This window comes from Pedobacter gandavensis, assembly GCF_032677645.1.
In the GTDB taxonomy this organism is placed as follows: domain Bacteria; phylum Bacteroidota; class Bacteroidia; order Sphingobacteriales; family Sphingobacteriaceae; genus Pedobacter; species Pedobacter gandavensis_A.
Genome location: NZ_JAVTSB010000016.1, coordinates 62,893 through 80,262, shown reverse-complemented (window position 1 = coordinate 80,262; position 17,370 = coordinate 62,893). Strand labels below are relative to the sequence as shown.

General features: G+C 37.6%; 20 protein-coding genes and 1 pseudogene. 5 read left to right on the top strand and 16 right to left on the bottom strand.

From position 1 onward, the window contains the following. Positions 1-7: 7 nt before the first annotated feature. From R2Q66_RS23090 to R2Q66_RS23040, 11 genes are all read right to left on the bottom strand, one after another. Positions 8-619 (bottom strand): hypothetical protein, encoded by a 612-nt coding sequence (locus R2Q66_RS23090; RefSeq protein ID WP_316753678.1) that lies wholly within the window; start codon positions 617-619, stop codon positions 8-10. 299 nt (positions 620-918) lie between these two features. Further along, positions 919-1,320 carry a DUF393 domain-containing protein gene (locus R2Q66_RS23085; RefSeq protein WP_316753676.1) on the bottom strand — a complete coding sequence of 134 codons (402 nt, stop codon included), beginning with the start codon at positions 1,318-1,320 and terminating at the stop codon, positions 919-921. Between the two features lie 1,266 nt (positions 1,321-2,586). Then, the gene (locus R2Q66_RS23080; protein WP_316753674.1) at positions 2,587-2,898 is read right to left on the bottom strand and encodes an ATP-binding protein; all 312 of its coding nucleotides are present in this window, start codon (positions 2,896-2,898) and stop codon (positions 2,587-2,589) included. After that, a complete protein-coding gene (locus R2Q66_RS23075) occupies positions 2,835-3,080 on the bottom strand; it encodes a helix-turn-helix domain-containing protein (protein WP_316753762.1) in 246 nt (81 codons plus the stop codon). The genes R2Q66_RS23080 and R2Q66_RS23075 overlap by 64 nt, the downstream gene beginning before the upstream one ends. A gap of 152 nt (positions 3,081-3,232) precedes the next feature. Next, entirely contained in the window at positions 3,233-3,859 is a 627-nt protein-coding gene (locus R2Q66_RS23070) for a DUF5712 family protein (RefSeq protein WP_316753672.1), read from the bottom strand. A gap of 12 nt (positions 3,860-3,871) precedes the next feature. Then, positions 3,872-4,450 carry a BfmA/BtgA family mobilization protein gene (locus tag R2Q66_RS23065; RefSeq protein WP_316753670.1) on the bottom strand — a complete coding sequence of 193 codons (579 nt, stop codon included), beginning with the start codon at positions 4,448-4,450 and terminating at the stop codon, positions 3,872-3,874. Between the two features lie 206 nt (positions 4,451-4,656). Continuing rightward, the gene (locus R2Q66_RS23060; RefSeq protein WP_316753668.1) at positions 4,657-5,019 is read right to left on the bottom strand and encodes a hypothetical protein; all 363 of its coding nucleotides are present in this window, start codon (positions 5,017-5,019) and stop codon (positions 4,657-4,659) included. A 120-nt stretch (positions 5,020-5,139) separates the two neighbouring features. Then, positions 5,140-5,838 (bottom strand): hypothetical protein, encoded by a 699-nt coding sequence (locus R2Q66_RS23055; RefSeq protein WP_316753666.1) that lies wholly within the window; start codon positions 5,836-5,838, stop codon positions 5,140-5,142. A gap of 290 nt (positions 5,839-6,128) precedes the next feature. Then, a complete protein-coding gene (locus tag R2Q66_RS23050) occupies positions 6,129-6,479 on the bottom strand; it encodes a DUF6527 family protein (RefSeq protein ID WP_316753664.1) in 351 nt (116 codons plus the stop codon). Then, a complete protein-coding gene (locus tag R2Q66_RS23045) occupies positions 6,460-7,641 on the bottom strand; it encodes a ThiF family adenylyltransferase (RefSeq protein ID WP_316753662.1) in 1,182 nt (393 codons plus the stop codon). The genes R2Q66_RS23050 and R2Q66_RS23045 overlap by 20 nt, the downstream gene beginning before the upstream one ends. Further along, positions 7,616-8,311, bottom strand: coding sequence for a multiubiquitin domain-containing protein (locus R2Q66_RS23040; RefSeq protein WP_316753660.1), 696 nt, complete (start codon positions 8,309-8,311; stop codon positions 7,616-7,618). Before R2Q66_RS23040 ends, R2Q66_RS23045 begins: the two co-directional genes overlap by 26 nt. Positions 8,312-8,714: 403 nt before the next feature. Between R2Q66_RS23040 and R2Q66_RS23035 the strand changes: the two genes are divergently transcribed. Next, positions 8,715-9,068 carry a helix-turn-helix transcriptional regulator gene (locus R2Q66_RS23035; protein WP_316753658.1) on the top strand — a complete coding sequence of 118 codons (354 nt, stop codon included), beginning with the start codon at positions 8,715-8,717 and terminating at the stop codon, positions 9,066-9,068. 2 nt (positions 9,069-9,070) lie between these two features. Next, positions 9,071-9,622: an ImmA/IrrE family metallo-endopeptidase gene (locus tag R2Q66_RS23030; protein WP_316753656.1), complete on the top strand. Its 552-nt coding sequence runs from the start codon at positions 9,071-9,073 to the stop codon at positions 9,620-9,622. A gap of 58 nt (positions 9,623-9,680) precedes the next feature. On the opposite strand, the pseudogene R2Q66_RS23025 reads toward R2Q66_RS23030, so the two are convergent. Then, positions 9,681-10,737 (bottom strand): annotated as a pseudogene (locus R2Q66_RS23025) (DUF932 domain-containing protein). A gap of 590 nt (positions 10,738-11,327) precedes the next feature. Here R2Q66_RS23025 and R2Q66_RS23020 point away from each other — a divergent pair. Both R2Q66_RS23020 and R2Q66_RS23015 read left to right on the top strand, forming a co-directional pair. Then, complete coding sequence (locus R2Q66_RS23020) at positions 11,328-11,675, top strand: helix-turn-helix domain-containing protein (RefSeq protein WP_062551086.1); 348 nt, start codon at positions 11,328-11,330, stop codon at positions 11,673-11,675. A 188-nt stretch (positions 11,676-11,863) separates the two neighbouring features. Further along, positions 11,864-12,232, top strand: coding sequence for a hypothetical protein (locus R2Q66_RS23015; protein WP_316753653.1), 369 nt, complete (start codon positions 11,864-11,866; stop codon positions 12,230-12,232). Positions 12,233-12,247: 15 nt separating this feature from the next. Here the strand turns inward: R2Q66_RS23015 and R2Q66_RS23010 are convergent, their stop codons facing one another. The 4 genes from R2Q66_RS23010 to mnmE all read right to left on the bottom strand — a co-directional run bounded on the left by R2Q66_RS23010 (position 12,248) and on the right by mnmE (position 16,013). After that, complete coding sequence (locus R2Q66_RS23010) at positions 12,248-12,478, bottom strand: hypothetical protein (protein WP_316753650.1); 231 nt, start codon at positions 12,476-12,478, stop codon at positions 12,248-12,250. Between the two features lie 80 nt (positions 12,479-12,558). Next, on the bottom strand, positions 12,559-13,752 hold the full coding sequence (locus R2Q66_RS23005; RefSeq protein WP_316753647.1) for a site-specific integrase: 1,194 nt from the start codon (positions 13,750-13,752) through the stop codon (positions 12,559-12,561). A 4-nt stretch (positions 13,753-13,756) separates the two neighbouring features. Next, the gene (locus R2Q66_RS23000; protein WP_316753645.1) at positions 13,757-14,167 is read right to left on the bottom strand and encodes a helix-turn-helix domain-containing protein; all 411 of its coding nucleotides are present in this window, start codon (positions 14,165-14,167) and stop codon (positions 13,757-13,759) included. Between the two features lie 478 nt (positions 14,168-14,645). Then, the gene (gene mnmE / locus R2Q66_RS22995) at positions 14,646-16,013 is read right to left on the bottom strand and encodes a tRNA uridine-5-carboxymethylaminomethyl(34) synthesis GTPase MnmE (protein WP_316753643.1); all 1,368 of its coding nucleotides are present in this window, start codon (positions 16,011-16,013) and stop codon (positions 14,646-14,648) included. Positions 16,014-16,190: 177 nt separating this feature from the next. On the opposite strand from mnmE, the gene R2Q66_RS22990 reads away from it, so the two are divergent. Next, positions 16,191-17,309 carry an AI-2E family transporter gene (locus R2Q66_RS22990; protein ID WP_316753642.1) on the top strand — a complete coding sequence of 373 codons (1,119 nt, stop codon included), beginning with the start codon at positions 16,191-16,193 and terminating at the stop codon, positions 17,307-17,309. Positions 17,310-17,370 lie beyond the last annotated feature (61 nt).

Here is a 17,370-nt window from a genome sequence, read left to right as displayed (position 1 = left end):
CATTCATTTAAAAAGTTATGGTTACCAAGTTAATTAGCGTTGGTTTGACCCCTTTATTAAAATCAGACATGCTAGGAAAAACATAGGAAGAAAAATGTAATTGAGAATATTTAGCTAACTGACTTGAATCAGATTGAACTATTTTAAGACCAACCGACTTAGTAAATAACCGATATAATCTATTTCTTTCAGTTGAATCTAGCTTTTTTATGACCCCATTAAAGTTAGTAAGTGAAACTGAATACCTCTGTATCCCCTCATGGGTCTTCAGACTATATGGAAAATACAGTCTATCAATTTCCATTCTTTTTTTATCGTAACGAATGCATTCCAAAGTTGAACTTCTAGCTACCATTGGTGCATAAAAATTATAACTCACATCAGTTCCACTTAATATAGAGTAGTGATAGATTCCCGGAAACCCCGTAACCTTCTTTAAAACACTTTTAACTTCATTTATACTCTTTATTGTTGTCAGATTCTTATCTTTTCCATCAGTTAAAAGGTATTGTATACCAGGAATCGATTCAATAGTTACTACTATAATGATAAGCCCCAGATGGAATAAAGCAAAATAGAACAAAATTAACTTCTTTAGTTTCTTATTTTTGATAATCATTTCATAATGTATTTAATACATTCGCACTCACTCGAAAACACACATATTGACAAAGCAATAAATATGATTCAGCACCTATTGTTTTATTTCCCTTGATCCCGACACACATTAAAGTTCAAAGAATTACAATACAATCGGCATTAAACGCAATTCAGCCCTTTGTAGACTTTCTAAAATAATTACGCTTTATTATGTACCTCCTAACTTCGCTCAAAAATGAAATGTATTTGCTATAATTCAAGCGAATAAAAGACTAACAAATAGCCAGACACCCACACTTGAGGAAATATAAGAACAATTTAAGGAAAGAATCTATCGTTCAACTCGGTTGTCCGTACCCAACAGCTAACACTTCTTCCTAACAATAAATACCTATTTTTCGCGATTAAATCGTAAAGCCTGTCTCTTATAGATTCCGGTAAAACGATAAAACAGTAAAGAACAGGCCAAGCGCCATCCATTTTTTTTAAAATCCTTAAAGCCGCAGTTGATTTAGAGTAAAGTTTATCTCCTTCTAATAACAATATCGAATCCATTTGTTCCAAGTCAACCTTGTACCTACCAAGAACATTTTTTGCATATTCCCCATCAAGAGTAGTAAACCGACATTGGCCCTTTTTATCCCGTTTGATTACAAATTGGACTACATCATTACATAGGTTACAAATCCCATCGAAAAAAATCACTGCTTTGACTATCATATTCAGATTATTATAAAGCAATAATAAGTTATTAATTGAACAATCTCAAATTATAATACAATAATTTTTATCAACACAAAACAATAAAACATAAAAAACAAAAATCAAACAGTTTAAGTTAAAAAACATATATTTATGAAACAACTTTCACTTTGTTTATTGTACATGTTAAATCTTCACAGGCAGCTAGAGAAGCGTTTTTATTGACCAAGAACAAGTGTTTAGCAACTAATTATGTTTATTTTTTCGCTATGGGCGGTTGACCACACTTTTCTCCTTTAGTTTCAGTTCCTTTTCGATATAGGATCTGATATCTTCCATAACATGTTCTCAGGCACGTTTACTCTTCACATAATTACTACAATCATCAGCATAAAACGATAGCCACGTCTTTCCAATTCTCTATCCAGTTTATCCAGAATAATGTTGGAGAGCAACGGGCTGAGTGGGCCGCCTTGAGGAACACTTTTTTACAGGGAATCTGATTGCCTTGAACCTGAATGGTAGCCTGAAGGATACTGTGTACAAGCTTCAACAAGCGTTTGCCGTGCAATTTCTTACCCAGTTCGTTCATCAGACAATCATAGTTTACCGTATCTAAGAATTGTTCCAGATCAAGGTTTACAACATAACTATATCCTGCATTGATGTACTCCATTGCCTTTACTAAGTAATCATTAGCATTCTTTTCTGCACGAAATCCATAGCAGTTTACTGAGAATTAAGAATCGTAAATTTTGATCAGTACCTATGAAAAAGCCTGCGGAATCTTTCTATCCGTGGAAGTAGGAATACCAAATGGACGGACACCTCCATTAGCTGTGGGAATTTTCCCCAGATTCACCGCCATGTGACGGCATTCTGCTTTTCCTAGCTGGCTTTTGACCAATGGCCACTTCTCCCTGACCTCAGTGCCAAAGTCAAGCATCCCGATACCGTTACTCCAGCCTCACCTTTGTTGCTAATCACCCTGTCATAAGCCTGGTACATATTGTTTAAACTGATGATTTCTTCGAATAACTAGTGGAATACATTTTTTTTCCTACTGTTTCGTTGTATTCATCCTCCTTTCAAGATGCCCGCCCAGCGCTCCCTGTTACCTTTCTGCTTCCAGCATATTTCTCGGAGGGCAGCTTAGGTATTCCGGGGAAGTTGACCACCTGATTCCGTGGCAAAGTGACCAGTCAATTCGCTGGCGAACAACAGCAGCTAAAGCTGTAAAAGCGTTTTCAAAGTTAGCTAATAAATTGGCTATTGATAGCCAGTTTATTGAACATCAGTTTTTCTTTTTTTTCTCATTGATTCTCCTTTGAGTTCAATACGGTGTGCAATATGCGCGATTCGGTCCAGGATGGCATCAGCAATTGTTTTTTCGCCTATAACTTCGTACCATTTTCTGACCGGCAAATGAGAAGTAATGATCAGCGAAGTCTTTCCATGTCTGTCTTCAATAATCTCCATTAGGGCAGCCATGATCTGTGCATCAAAAGGCTGTATACCAAAGTCATCAAGTATCAGCAACTGCTGCCGTTCGATTCTAACAACCTCTTTGAGATAAGAACCATCGGCCTTGGCCATTTTGAGCTTAGAGAAAAGCTTTGGTCACTCAGTGCATCAACCTCCTCAAAGGTAAACCCGCTTTCCTTAAACGAAGCCAGATACTTCTTTACGGTGTTACGGGAAGCATCAACCTGGGCAGAGATCGACATGATACTGCGACCATTGCTAAACATCCTTAAAATCTTTCTAATCTTACTCATACTAATTGTAGTGTTGGCCATGCTCCTGAAGGTTAGTTAAACCTTACAAAGATGGTTGCTTCTACAGTATTAGCTGGTCGTTCGGGTGGTCAATTTGCCCCGGAATAGGGTGGTCAATTTGGGACGGAATCAATGGTCACCTTCCACCGGAATCAGGTGGTCAATATCAGCGGTATATCCACCGAGCGATCAAACTGACCAAGCTTTTGGGAATGGGCAGCATTTTTACCTTTAGAGGTATTCATCGGACTTAGTCTGATGCGATTGGTAATGTCCTTGCGGCTCACGATGACTTGAATATGTAACTGTTCTCCGGGCTTGGGGCTTCCCTTTTTTACGGTGCCATCTTTAACCTGTGGATCATTGTAGCTGTAATAACGGAAGTGTTCCAGCTTTGCATACCACAATAAGTCTTTTTCACCATTAACGCCAGGCCTTTTAAAATTACAGGCATATTCATCCATTATCCCTGCAGCATATTCCTTTAAAGCATTCTCCACTCCTATTTCGCCATAAAGCGTTTTGAGGTAACCGATCTCTTTCTGTGAAGGACTAATGTTGATCAGAAAAAACTTAGCATCATCCTTACACAATTTGGCAATATTTTGATCCAGATTGTATTTAACCAGATAAGATGGAATGGCATCGCTTGTACCATTAAACCACAGCTCAGGTTTCAGGTCACTAGAAATTCTATTTTCCTTATCCAGATAATGTACCAGCTCCCCGCAACTGCCTTTATTATTTCCCTTGTCACTGTCAGTAATATTGATATACATAAGTACCTGGGTTTACATAGCAGCTATTTGTTTTCTGGCAAGTTCAACCAGCTCTTCCTTTTCCCTGGTTTTGAAACTTCCCAGATTCTCCCTGTTTTTGATATAGGTATCCAGTATGATCAGGAATTTCTGCTGAAGGATTCTTTTAATTTCCCTATCCTGATACAAAACCTTAATCATCTTTTCGGATTCAGAAATTGCTTTTATCTGGACCTGCTGATTCTCAAGTAAGGATTTGTTTGCCTTCAATACCTGATCATTAAAAAAGCTGACGATTTGCTCCTGATTTTTGATCATGCGTTCCATCTCTACGCGCATAGGAATGAGCAGCACCTTTTCCTGGGACTTAATAAAGCTGGTGTAAGCATCATGGTTTCTGGACAGGGCCTTTCTAAGCTGCTCTTCACCAATATCCAGCGGATCTTTACTGCTACGGTAAAAGTATTCCACCATCTGCACAAAGAGCAGGCTTTGATTTCTTCCGAACTTTTCTGAGAGCTTCAGCAGTTTGTTGTGGGCTGATACCGGAAATCGAATGGATTTCTCTGGTGGCCTGTTCCTTTTGTTGGTTTTATTTGGGGATATATCCATGGATATACTGTTTTATGGGTTTAAGCTAGCCTGGAGCTAGCTGGATATATCTAGAGTATATCCAATACCCCCTCAGCGATAGCGCCAAGGGGGTAAAGTAAGGCTCTGCCTAACTTCCGCTTGCTCCTTTTCTTTAAGGAGAAAAGGCAATCGGATAGCACCAAATTCGCTGCAGTAAATTCAGGTGAGTTGTATGGACATTCGGTTCAGTCACCGACCAGATTCCCCTCAACAACTGCATCTTTTAAAACAGGTTTGCCATTTTGATTGGATTCCACAGTTAGCTGTAACATAGTACCAAAAGAAATAAAACGGATCTCTGTTTCGCCAGCTAAATACAGATCATCTTCCCCAGGTTTCTTGTAAACAGAAAGGCTTATCTTTTTACCGGAATCTTTAATGGTAAAAAAGCAATTGATGGCCATAAAAGTCTTAGACCACAACATAAAGTCTAGCTTAGCCAGGTAATTTCCTGTAGGTACATCTTCTTTGTAGAAGGAATATTTTTTTGGTTCATAGCCAGCTTCTAAAGCTGGAAAGAACCCAATTACAGTGGTTTCTCTATTCATCTTTTAAGTTTTTGTATACCCAAAGTTTGAGTTTTTGAAAACCCTGTTTTCCCATATGGGAGAAATAGTTGCCTGCCCACATCATATTAATGAGGACATGAGTCTTTGTATCTTGAAGGCTTAAATCATCATTTTAACCTCGTTCAAATAACGTACTAGATCAACACGGTAATGCTTTTTCACCCAGAATTGATAGACGTCCCTCAGCACTACTTGCTCAATAATATAAATCAGTAAAACAATCAGAAGCAATAAGACCATAACAGTAGAAAAGAGCCCCCAAAAGCTCTCTAAACTTTCCTTCCCGTTACCTTTGAACAGAAAAGTTATCAAACTTCCTAAAACAATAAAAAATACGGATTTAAAAATCTTATGGGCCCAATAAGGATATCTTGGAACATTGGCTTCACCTGCGAATATGGCAACCAGTTCCTCTATTTTTACTTTAGTCAGCGCCCCACATTCTATAAGTTCCTTCTTTACCAAGATAACCCGTAATCCATAAAAATTATGGAAACTTATGTTTGGGACAAGAACATTATTTTGGATACATAATCTTCGCAAAATGACCATAGAGAACTTGGAAGATCTTAAAAGTAAAGGCCAGGTCATAAGTCCAGTTAACATTGCAAATAATATTGTTATCCAAGTATTAGGTTTTAACATAGGTATACTTGCAAATGTCGCCACAAACAATGCAATCCCAATAAGCGAATATGCAATCAACTCGAGCTTCCACTTAAGTGGAAATGCAATAAAAAACAACTGGAACCAGCTTAATTTAGAATCTAGCTTTGAAATTCTTTGGATCGTTAACATAATTGAGTAAATAATTATTTTTAATAAAATATTAATTTCATAAAAAACTACTTATCTCAACTTTTCCAAACAAAAAGTAATATACCAACACAATGATCTATATATCGCCAAAAAATCGATAATATGTATAGTTGTATCGTCTTTCCATCAGCGAACAATATTTCATTTTTAAAATAAAAGCGGCAGCAGCTTTATTATTTGAATAGCTTAGATAAATAGCAAATTGAGGAGTTGCCCTAGTTCAACTCAATATCTAAACTGGAACGCCACATAGCGTCCCAGTTTAAGTATTATTTTTTTAAACGTCCAAAGAAATAATCTCGTTTCTTTTTACGGTCAGAGGTTTGACCCTTACTGATTTGTTCATCATCCCATTTTTTTGCGTGTCTCACTTTATTTTCTACAATCCAATAATGAGATTTACATTCAAAACTCCAATTACCAATGGAAGGACCTAGAGAGACACTTTCTCCGTTAAAAACTAGCTTCCAATCAGTAGGTGATAATGGAGTGACGACTTCATTACCACAGCCACACACACATTTGTGTATGGCTGTGGTAAATTCAATAGAAATATACAATATACCCTCTTCAATTTTATCGGGTATATATTCAACGAATTTATGCTGTAAGGTCTTCATTGGTAAGTTGTGCTACATTTATGGAATAAGTTGAATGATGCTCTAACTCAAGATCCTGATAAAAACCGCTCATCTTTTTCCATTTTATAACAGCATGCATGGCATTAAGAGCATTTAGATCCGCAATCTGAATATTTGTACGATACTCATTATTATCATCTTCTTCACCGCAAGGGATCCTTAATAACAGATGATCATTTTTTTGAGCTGTAGCAGAGGTAACTCTGGTCATTCCAATTAGCTTTTCACCTACAATATTTACTCCTAGTCCAACATCAATAAAAGGAATTTGCATCATTATTAAATGATCCATCAATAACTTTCTAATGCCATTTTTATCTATACAGATGAAGATATAACTCATTTCGTTCAACAAGTTTAGGTTTTCTGAAGTTAGATAACAGTCATGTGGAATGATATGCTTATGCATATTTGAGTAAATTTCATGATAGTAGTCTACCTTTTGTAGTTTTCTATTTAGTTGTTGGGTTGAAGCTGCGCCAGGAGAACGAAATGCATTGTGTTGAAGGAAATCATCCCCATCCAAAATATGTATCTCGGCACAAGGAGTTTTTGCTACCTGATCCAGGATATAAGCACCTGTACCACCAAGGCCAACAATTGCTACTTTTTGACCATTAAACCGCTGATTTATATTCAGGATATTTGCCCGACTTGAATTGGTATCAACATATTGGAACGGAGTAAACTCTTCAATGCTTTCAACAACAATGAAGGTTTTCTCTGTTACAGTTAGATCCATTGATTTTGCAGGAGCGGATATTACATCTGCATAACGGCTTACCTTGTGGTAATAATCAGAATAACCCTCCGCAGGTTTATTAGAAAAAGAACAATTAACCTCAATCCCCGGTGCAGGGGAATGAGGCGTTGGTATGTAGCTAATAGCAGCAATGATCTTTCCATCTTTATCACACGGATGTTCCCCAATAAAATGCATAATGTGATCATTTGGTCTGGTAGTTTGTGTATTACTTAACAGATTAAGTACCGTTACTAATGTACCAAATTCCACCGCACATCTACTATTGACATATGGTATGTGGTGGATAAATAAATACCCACCCTTTACTTCTACCTCGTATCCTTCGTCTCTTAGACGTTTTAGATCGGAGCTATGATTTATCAGTTGCTGTGACATTGAAGACCATTTTGTTTTTAACATGAACAATATCACCTTTAACCATCGTACCCTCTGGATTTGCTTTTGGACCTCTTTTATAAGTAACAGTATAAATTGTGGTCTCATTTTCAACATAAGTATCAAATGCGAGTGATACAACCTGAGGAAACGAAATGTTTTTTTCACTCCACTGTCTTTCTCGACCATTAACAATAATCTCCGATTGTTTTTCTACTTGTTTTGAATAAAAGTGCTCTATACCAGGACGAGCAAGATTTACTCTTCCGTCGTTTGCAATCAATTCATCCTCCCAAGGTTTCTTTATAGATAGGTAAAGTTCATCTTCCTCATTTATACCCGCAAGAAGCTTAATCTCTAACCCTGTTATGAACTCCCTGTCCCAGGAATATTCCACATTATTAATTGTTAAAAGAAGAATATTCTTTATATAAAAATGTTCAACTTCTGGTCTGGCTAAATTGACTGAAGTGTTGTCTTCGATTAATTCATCCTGCCAAGGGCGTTTAATTGATAAAAACAGTTTTGATTCCAATGATGATGTGTCAGCACCAGCTAACTCCCGGATCTGTGCGCCAGTAATATATTGTGCGTTCCATGCATATTGCTTACCATCTATAGTAAGCTCTAGAGTTCTATCCTCGTTTGAGGTATTATTAAAATTATTCAATGAGTAAAAAATTATGATAAAATATTCTATTGCGCAGCCAAGGCCCAGCCTTGATCTACTTTTTGTTGCTCCATGCAACTTAGTTGAGAATTATTTTTAGCTTAATTATTTCCTTTAAAGTTAATAAATTCAGACTTCAGGAATCAAAAATGCAGTTTGGTCTTGCAATTGTGAATGATGTGCTTATATTTGAGGTGCGAAACACAAATATTGGCGAACAGATAAGCTAATCTGATTGTCATTCAAAAATTGAGACCAGACAGATTCTTTTGTCTGGTTTTTCTTGTATAGGACAAATATAAAAGATGTTTTTGAATTACCACACAAAATCTTACATTTTTTGTGTAATATTTTATAACAAAAACTTTTTTTATGAAGAATTGTTGTATATTTGATACGTTATATGCTTAATAAAGAGGAACAAACGGTATTTTATGAACGAGTTGGAGATTTGATAAAATCTGCAAGAAAGTCTCGGGATATCAAACAGGAAGTACTTGCCAGTGAGGTTGGTATATCCAGAATTTCCCTAGTCAACATTGAAACAGGTAATCAAAAAGTACCTCTACATGTACTATTAGGTATTTCTGATTATCTCAAAATCCCACTTAAGGAATTATTGCCGCATGAACATGTGATAAGTCATGATGTTGATGTAACTATCATAAATAAAATAAAGAAAGAAATAGAAGACACATCCGAATCACAAGAAAAAGTCTTAAAATTTCTTATATCTTTAAAACATAAAAAATCCTAACTATGTCAAGAGCTATTTCTAATCAACGACTACGCCAGATTTCGGATATAACTTATAATATGGTATTAAGTTCTCTACCCATTTCTAGAAAGGTTAATGTAGAAAATATTGCCAAGTTAAATGGTGTTCAGGTTCAGCCAACTGATTTAGGTGAAGACGTTTCAGGTATTTTGGTTGTACAGGAAGATAACGCAGTTATTGCTTATAATCCCTCCCAATTATCACAAAGGACACGTTTCACAATCGCACATGAACTAGGTCACTACATCTTACATCTAGATAATAGTAAAGACACTGTTTTTATAGACAAGGACTTTATTGTAAAATATAGAAGTAACAAAGTTTACTCTGAGGTTGAGCTAAGACAGGAACAAGAAGCGAATGCTTTTGCTGCATCTTTACTTATGCCAAAGGAATTTATATTTGAGGAGTTGGATCAGTTAAACGCAGAAAATTTAACAGAGACACAGTTGATTGAACGTCTTGCAGAAGCCTTCGATGTAAGTATCCCAGCAATGACCTTCAGATTGACGAACTTAAATATTCTTTATTAAAAGAACCTAATTAGAATATAAATGAACAACATAGGGGAAGCTAACCTTCCCCTATTGATTAATTAAGTGCATTGGCTCCCGATTGAGCAAATTCCAAGCACAGATTAAAAGCAGTCTGAGACCTTTTGGCTCCAACGCCATCCATTATGCATTTAAACTTACTTTCATCATCCTTATATCCCCGAACGTTCTGGAAATACCCGGTTACCGCATTATACGCACCATACAATGTTCCTCGGGTACTTTGGTCCTGTTGAGTGGGGCTAGAAAATGTATATTCCATCACACTGCTGACCACGTTATTGTACATAGTAGAAAGCTGTTCCTGCTGATGATCTTCTAAATACTTAAGCGTCTCTTTGTTTGGGGCCATTGCAATTTGCACAAGCCGTTTTACCAAATGATCATTGATCTGGATTTTAGACCAGTGATTGAAAACCTCCTGAAGCTCAACGGCAAACCGGTTGCTTATACCCAGCAGCTGGTGCGCTTGAAGTGTGCCTAATTTTAATACAATTGCTGTGATTATTCATTGCAGCGTTTAAGGTATTCTGACACACAATTCTAACCGGAGTAAAAGCAGCAGTAATGCTACCATAACCGTCATGGGAAGTAGTTAAAAACAAATACTTCTCGATACAATCTTCTTTACCAACACGAATGTAATCAGGAAGTTTAGCCGTTATAAAAATACGCTCACCTTTCCCTAGTGCACCAGCAGTTTCATATAATACTCCATCGCCTCCACCTACGATACTATCAAAAAAAGCAAAAGCATCAATGTTTTGAACTATGGCATAATCTTTACCCACCACTCCAAGCACCTGCTCGGTATCATTACGCACATTTGCGAAATAATCTGGAACCATAATATCCGGCTGCAACTGATCGAAATAGTCATCAGCGTCCGGGTTTTTGATCATCGCCAGATCTTCTCCATTTAAAGTAAATAAAGGTCTTTTCTCTACCGTATAGTCTAAGCCCGCATGGATGATTGCTTCTGCACTTGTCGGATAATCCTCGATCAGTTGACCTAGTTTATGCCAAGCTTTTTCCTTTACTGTAAAGAAACTGTGTTTTTCTGTTTGCTCATTATAATTAAGATGATGTGCCATTGTTGTAGTTGTTAGATTCCTGATAAATGATAAATAATAGATTAGCCTAACGGGGAAATTCTTAATTGAATAGGTGTCCTGCATTGCCCCTTTTTGCAGAATGCTGTAGCCACAGGGCTTCTGATGTTTATTTGCTTCATCGTCAAATCGTTTTAGAAAATCAGTCGGCAGCAGCCTTCTGGCTTTTTGATAAGCCCCCGCTCCTAAACGATTCCATAGCAAGACAAGGCTTTTCAGAAAAAAAACCTCGTGAGCGTAGCGAGCAGGGAAGATTTTTTCCAGAAAACCCGAAGGGTTTAGCCTTTTCGGCTAGGGAATTGTTGAGAAATTTGCCTACAAAAAGCAGGAAGAAATTTTAATCACCAATTGGTAAAAAAAACTATTATTCAACACTATTGATTTCTAAGATGATCGCTCGGAACAATCAGAAACGCAAAATTCAGGTTATTTTAATATCAAGCAGTCCTAGACCTGATATCTCATTATTGATCATGTAATAAAACTTATTTAATTTATCCCACATGGGATCTCTTGCCATTCTAAAAAACCATTATTGTGACGACCATCAGAATAGACATAGACCTCAGCCCATGGAACCATTTAGTTTTGACAAACTCCCGGAAGTCGTTCGTCAGTTATTTGAGAAAATTGAACGAATGGAAGAACTTCTGCATGAATTACAACCCAAAGAACAGCAAGAAAACCAACTGCTCAGCATCACCGAGGCCGCAGAATTCTTAAAAGTATCTGTACCAGCCTTATACACCAAAGTTAGCCGGCAAGAAATCCCTGTCAGTAAACCGGGAAAAAGACTCTATTTCAATAAAACTGAACTAAAAAAATGGATCCTGGCCTCAAGAAGAAAAACTATTTTAGAGCTTAGAACTGAAGCAGCGGAACGCATCAAAATTCGTGACAAGCACAAAAACTTCATTTAATATTTCAAGAACAATCCTCCTACCTATAGTGTTAGACACTAAATCAACGCCCTGCTCAAATGGTATAATTGTTAGGGTAGATAATCGATTAATCCTAATTTGATTTTATAAGCTCTTTAGTTAAAAAGAAAAATAATCGACACTAATTACTAATATTTTTAGCATACTTGTAATCTAATTCTTTAATCATGGCAGCAAGAGCTTTAGCATATACAGACACAATCGATCTTTTACAGTATAAAATCATCACTTACATTCGCCTGAATTCAGCATTAAACTCCAACATTACCTACAAAACCAGATTTGTAGATGTCACTGAACATGCGATAAATTTCAATTTTTATGAATTCAATGAAGCCTATCAAGAGAAATTCATAGAACCTGATTTTGAAGCTTATAGTGCAAAATTCATTGAATTTATCAAACCTGTTTTCCAGGATTTCATCAAAGAAATTCACTATGGTGGCTATACATTCCGGGTCAGTATTAAATTTAATGCGGAAAGGTTTGAAAAAGTATTTTCTGTACTCAGCCCGGGTAATCCCCCAGTAAACTAATTAAAGTCCAGCAAATTACAACCGGTAGCGGAGTTTGATGTTTCTACCTATGGCTTTAAGCAGTCCGGGGTTATCGTTTACAGTTGCATCAACAACATCCCAATCCCCTTTTGAATTACAAACTAGCTGATACTCCCTATCATTCAGGTTAATCTGAATTTCAGCAGTTAGTTTGGTAATTCCCTTGGTAATAATGAGGTAAGTATAATCTTTTTCCTCAAAGTTGATGCGCATGGGTAAGTTCATAATGCAAATATAGCATCGCAAATTAGCTTTTATTGCGCTGCAGGTTATAAACCCTATAAATAGCTATGGACAGGTTAAAACTAATTTTCATTCCGGTGCACAATAAACTTAAAAGATTTCGGAGCTAAGTTTTCATCTCCTTCCATCGCATCAATTTCTTCCGGCATTTTCAACATCACCTTGTCTGCAGCATTACGCTTGGTCTTGTCCACAATTTTTGCATAAATCTCCGTATTCTTAAAAGCCTTATGCCCCAACATTTTAGAAACCGTGTAAATGTCTGTTCCCAATTCCAATTGGAGTGTGGCAAAAGTATGGCGAAAACTATGAAAAGTAATGTTCTTTTTAATGCCAGCACCAGCCAGCCAATGCGTAAAGAAGGCCTTCAATCTGGAATACCTCAACCCTTTAAAAACAAGAATGCTTTCTGTGTTTTGAATCCCCATCATGGAAACTGCCTGATCTGAGATTGGCATCACCTCCGCTGCATCTGTTTTTTCCTGCGAGAACTGAAGTTCATATTTCCCAGCAGTTCCGCGCAGCTCTGACCATTTCAGAGTCGCTACATCAGAAAATCTCAAACCGGTAAGCCCTGAAAAAAGCGAAGCCATTTTCATTAAATCTGAACCAGCAGGAGTTTCTGCTAATTGTTGGAACTCCTCAAGGGTAAGCCTTTCTCTATGCGTCTCTTTAGGTGTAATAGGCTTAACAATCGCATGTAGATCCTGGGGAATTAAACCCCGTTTATAAGCGATTCTTAAAATATGCCTAAACTTAGCGTAATAACTTACAGCAGTATTTTTAGAGATTGGCCTTCCAGTCCTGCTAATACCAGGCCCATTAAGTAAGTAGTTCTTGTAATCCTCACACAAGTAATCATTGAGCTCAGGAAATTTCAAATCATGGCCAGCAAAGGCGATAAAATACCGTACACCCATCCCCCAGTTATCGGAAACTGAGTGTTGCTTTTTGCGAGCTTCTATTTGAAAAAAATCGATAAAGCTAGAGTCTCTCAAGGCATCAGAAATAAAACCAAACCTTCGATTCTGGATATCCAATTGACGTTGTGCACAAATGCTACGGGCCAAAACCATCGTCTCCTTATTGTGTTGCCGCTCCCATTGATCTACAGGGGTATCATAGATATACAATTTAAGCGTTTCAAACCGATGATATTTACCTGATGACGGGTTTTTAAACGGCGGTGAATAATCCAGCATGATGCTTTTTCTGTCATTCATGATAGTTCTGAACCTCATTTTTACTTTAGCCATAACTTTATCTGTTTTGGTTTATAACTCGTTCTAAATCGGATTTCAGTACATAGGAGTACCAGCCACTTTGATATTTTGGAATATTATTTCTTTTTATCAGGGAGTATAAAGCTGCTTCTGAAAAATTGAACTTCTCCTGAGCTTCTCCCATGGAATAGCAATATCTCGGATGAGGCTGCCTCTTAGGCTTCTCGCGTATTTTGACTGGAATTTCTGGTTGTTCGAACATTTTATCAACTTCGGTCCTTTTAATAATGATTTTTCTATCAGAAAGCCGGACTGCCTTTATTCTCCCACTGTAAATGATGTTGTAGATCGTCTTAGTACATATATTGAGTAGTTTAGAAGCCTCCTTAACAGATAAAAATTCTGCAGGCTCCTTATTAACTTCAATCAAAGCTGCAGTTTGCTTCACCTCCAGGTCGGACGCTTTTATCTTAAGATCTCGAACCTTCTGTTTTGCGTGTCTACGATTGCATTTAAGACTACAATAGCGGGTAACAGTAGTCTTTGCAATAAAAGTATTCAGGCAAAATTCACAAATTCTTTTAACGGCAATATTCGAACTCATTGTCTAATTATCTAAAAACCTTTCATGCGTTCTCGAATCCCCCTTTTTCTCCTCAAATCATCGGTGGTTATTTCCCCCCTTATATAGCCCTTTTTAGGGTAATTAAGACGATTTAAGGGGAATTAAGAGGAAATAAGCGCCATAATTTCCCCTCAAATTTTTAGGGCATAAAAAAACGCATTCGAGTTACAAATGCGTTACAAAAGTCAGAAAAACAAAAGCATAAATCCAAAGACATGGACAAAAGAAATCAACATAAATTACTAACAATAAGCTACTTAGTTGTCGTTAGTTGTCGTAATTATGTGGTAATTATCATCGGTTATTTACCGATGCAGAACTTACTAAAGATGTTTTCCAGCAAGTCGTCCGTAGTAACCTTCCCTGTAATTTCCCCTAAATAATAAAGCGCTTGCTTGATATCCATAGCCAGAAAATCTGAAGTCACAGGATTTGTCAACCCTCTGATCACACTATCCAAAGCTGTACGGGTTTTCTGCAAAGCCTCCACGTGTCTGATATTCGTTACCATAGTATGGTTCGACGAAAGCTTATCACCTACAGCCGTATCATACAACAATTGTTTCAATTCTTCAATCTGATGGTTTTCTTTCGCGGAGATAGAAATGAAATTAATATCCGCAGGAAGACCTAATTCCTTCACCCTATCTGTAAACGAAAGGTCGATCTTATTCGCAACTGCGATAAAGGCAACACCTGGTTTATGTAAACGCTGAATATCCTCTCTAATCTCACTCGCAGAAAGATTCACCACATCAAACAAATAAACCAACACGGCCGACTGACTAATCTTCAACATCGTCTTCTCCACCCCTATTGCTTCAATCGTATCCGTAGCTTCTCTGATCCCTGCTGTGTCAATCAATCTGAAGTTTATCCCATTGATATTCAAAACCTCTTCAATCGTATCACGTGTAGTTCCGGCAATCTCACTCACAATCGCACGATCTTCATTCAACAACGCATTTAACAACGTTGATTTTCCTGCGTTTGGTCTGCCGGCGATTACCGTATTAATACCTTCTTTAATTACGTTTCCTAACTCAAAAGAGCGGATTAATTTATTGATCACCAGGTTGATCTTATTGATCAATTCCTGCAACTGATCTCTGTTTGCAAATTCTACATCCTCTTCAGAGAAATCAAGCTCCAGCTCAATCATTGAAGCAAAATGTATCAATTGCTCTCTTAAAACATTCAATTCTGTACTAAAACCACCTCTAAGCTGGTTCATCGCTACGCTATGTGCTGCCTGAGAATCTGATGAAATCAAATCTGCAACCGCTTCTGCCTGCGATAAATCCATACCACCATTCAAAAACGCCCTTAACGTAAATTCTCCGGGTTTGGCTGCCGAAGCACCTTTCCGGATCAATAAAGAAATGATCTGCTGAATAATATAGTTTGAACCATGGCAGCTAATTTCCACCACATTTTCCTTAGTATAAGACTTTGGAGCCACAAATAAAGCGACTACCACCTCATCAATCACTACATCACCGTCCTTAATCAGGCCAAAATGTAAGGTATGAGAATCTTGTTTTAGCAAATCCTTACTAAAAACGGAGTTCGTGATAGAGATCGCATCCTTACCTGAAAGACGAATTACACCGATGGCACCGATTCCCGGTGGTGTAGATAAGGCAACTATGGTTTCATTACTGATCATAAGAAGAAATATTCTGTGTTTCGATTATTTACAAAACTAGCCAAACATTTCATACCTTACCGTGTTTAGTTTTTGAAAAAACAAATAAACTACAAATAAATCCATCCTGACCTATCATTATGAGCTCAAATCTGAGCTTTTAGCATAGATACGGTCTGTTAAATTAGCTCGACACTTATGAAAGACATGCCCCTAACCGTTAAAAGATCCATTGAACTCCTCGGACTCGTTCTTCTGGCAGCCATCCTGGTCATTGGAAAAGACATCATCATGCCTGTGATCATGGCCTTCTTTATCAGCATCATGCTCTTGCCGGTTTTCCGGTTTTTACGGAGATTCAAATTCCCCGAAATAGCAGCCATCATCCTACCAATTCTATTGGTCGTAATATTCGTGGGTTCTATTGTCTGGTTTTTCTCTGCGCAAATAGGCGTTCTCGCTAATGACTTCCCCCAGATCAAAGCGAATGTGAACTCTCATTTGAAAACACTCAGCGAGTGGTTCGGTAAACTCAGCCATATATCCACTACCGAGCAAATGAAATTCATTACCGAAAAAAGTGATGATTTACTCGCTATGGGTGGTAAAGCAGCCAGCGGTGCAGCAGTAACCTTAAGCTCATTATTCGTATTTGTAGGCCTGTTGCCAATCTACATCTACCTGATGCTTTTCTATAAAGACATTTTGCTTCGCTTTGTATTCATGTGGTTCAAGACAGAACATCATCCAAAGGTTAAGGAAGCCATATATGAAACAGAATCAATCATCAAAAACTACCTGGTCGGACTGCTGATTCAGGTAACCTATATGACCATTTTACTTGGCGGAATTCTGTTATTAATCGGCATTAAACATGCCTTACTAATCGGGGTAATTTTTGCCATCCTGAACCTGATCCCCTATGTAGGTGCATTAATCGGAAACATCATCGGCGTTTTGCTCACCCTGACTTCCTCTACAGAATTATGGCCGGTGATCACGGTTCTTGCCGTAATTGCCGGAGTTCAGTTTCTGGACAACAACATCCTAATGCCTAGAATAGTCGGTTCAAAAGTAAAAATAAACGCACTGTTTGCCATCCTCGGAGTCGTCATAGGTGGAAGTATTGCCGGAGTATCCGGGATGTTTCTCTCCATGCCGATCATCGCAGTATTAAAAGTAATATTCGACAGAACTGTCATATTTAGACAATGGGGCGTGTTATTGGGTGACGAAAGGCCTGCAAAAAGTCCAATGACATTTGCCTCCTTCAGGAAAAGTAAAAAAGTACCAACCCATCCCGGAGTTCAGAAATAAATTCCTCAAACAAAATCCTCAGTAAAAGATGCTGTAAAAAACAAAAAGTCCTGAACATTAT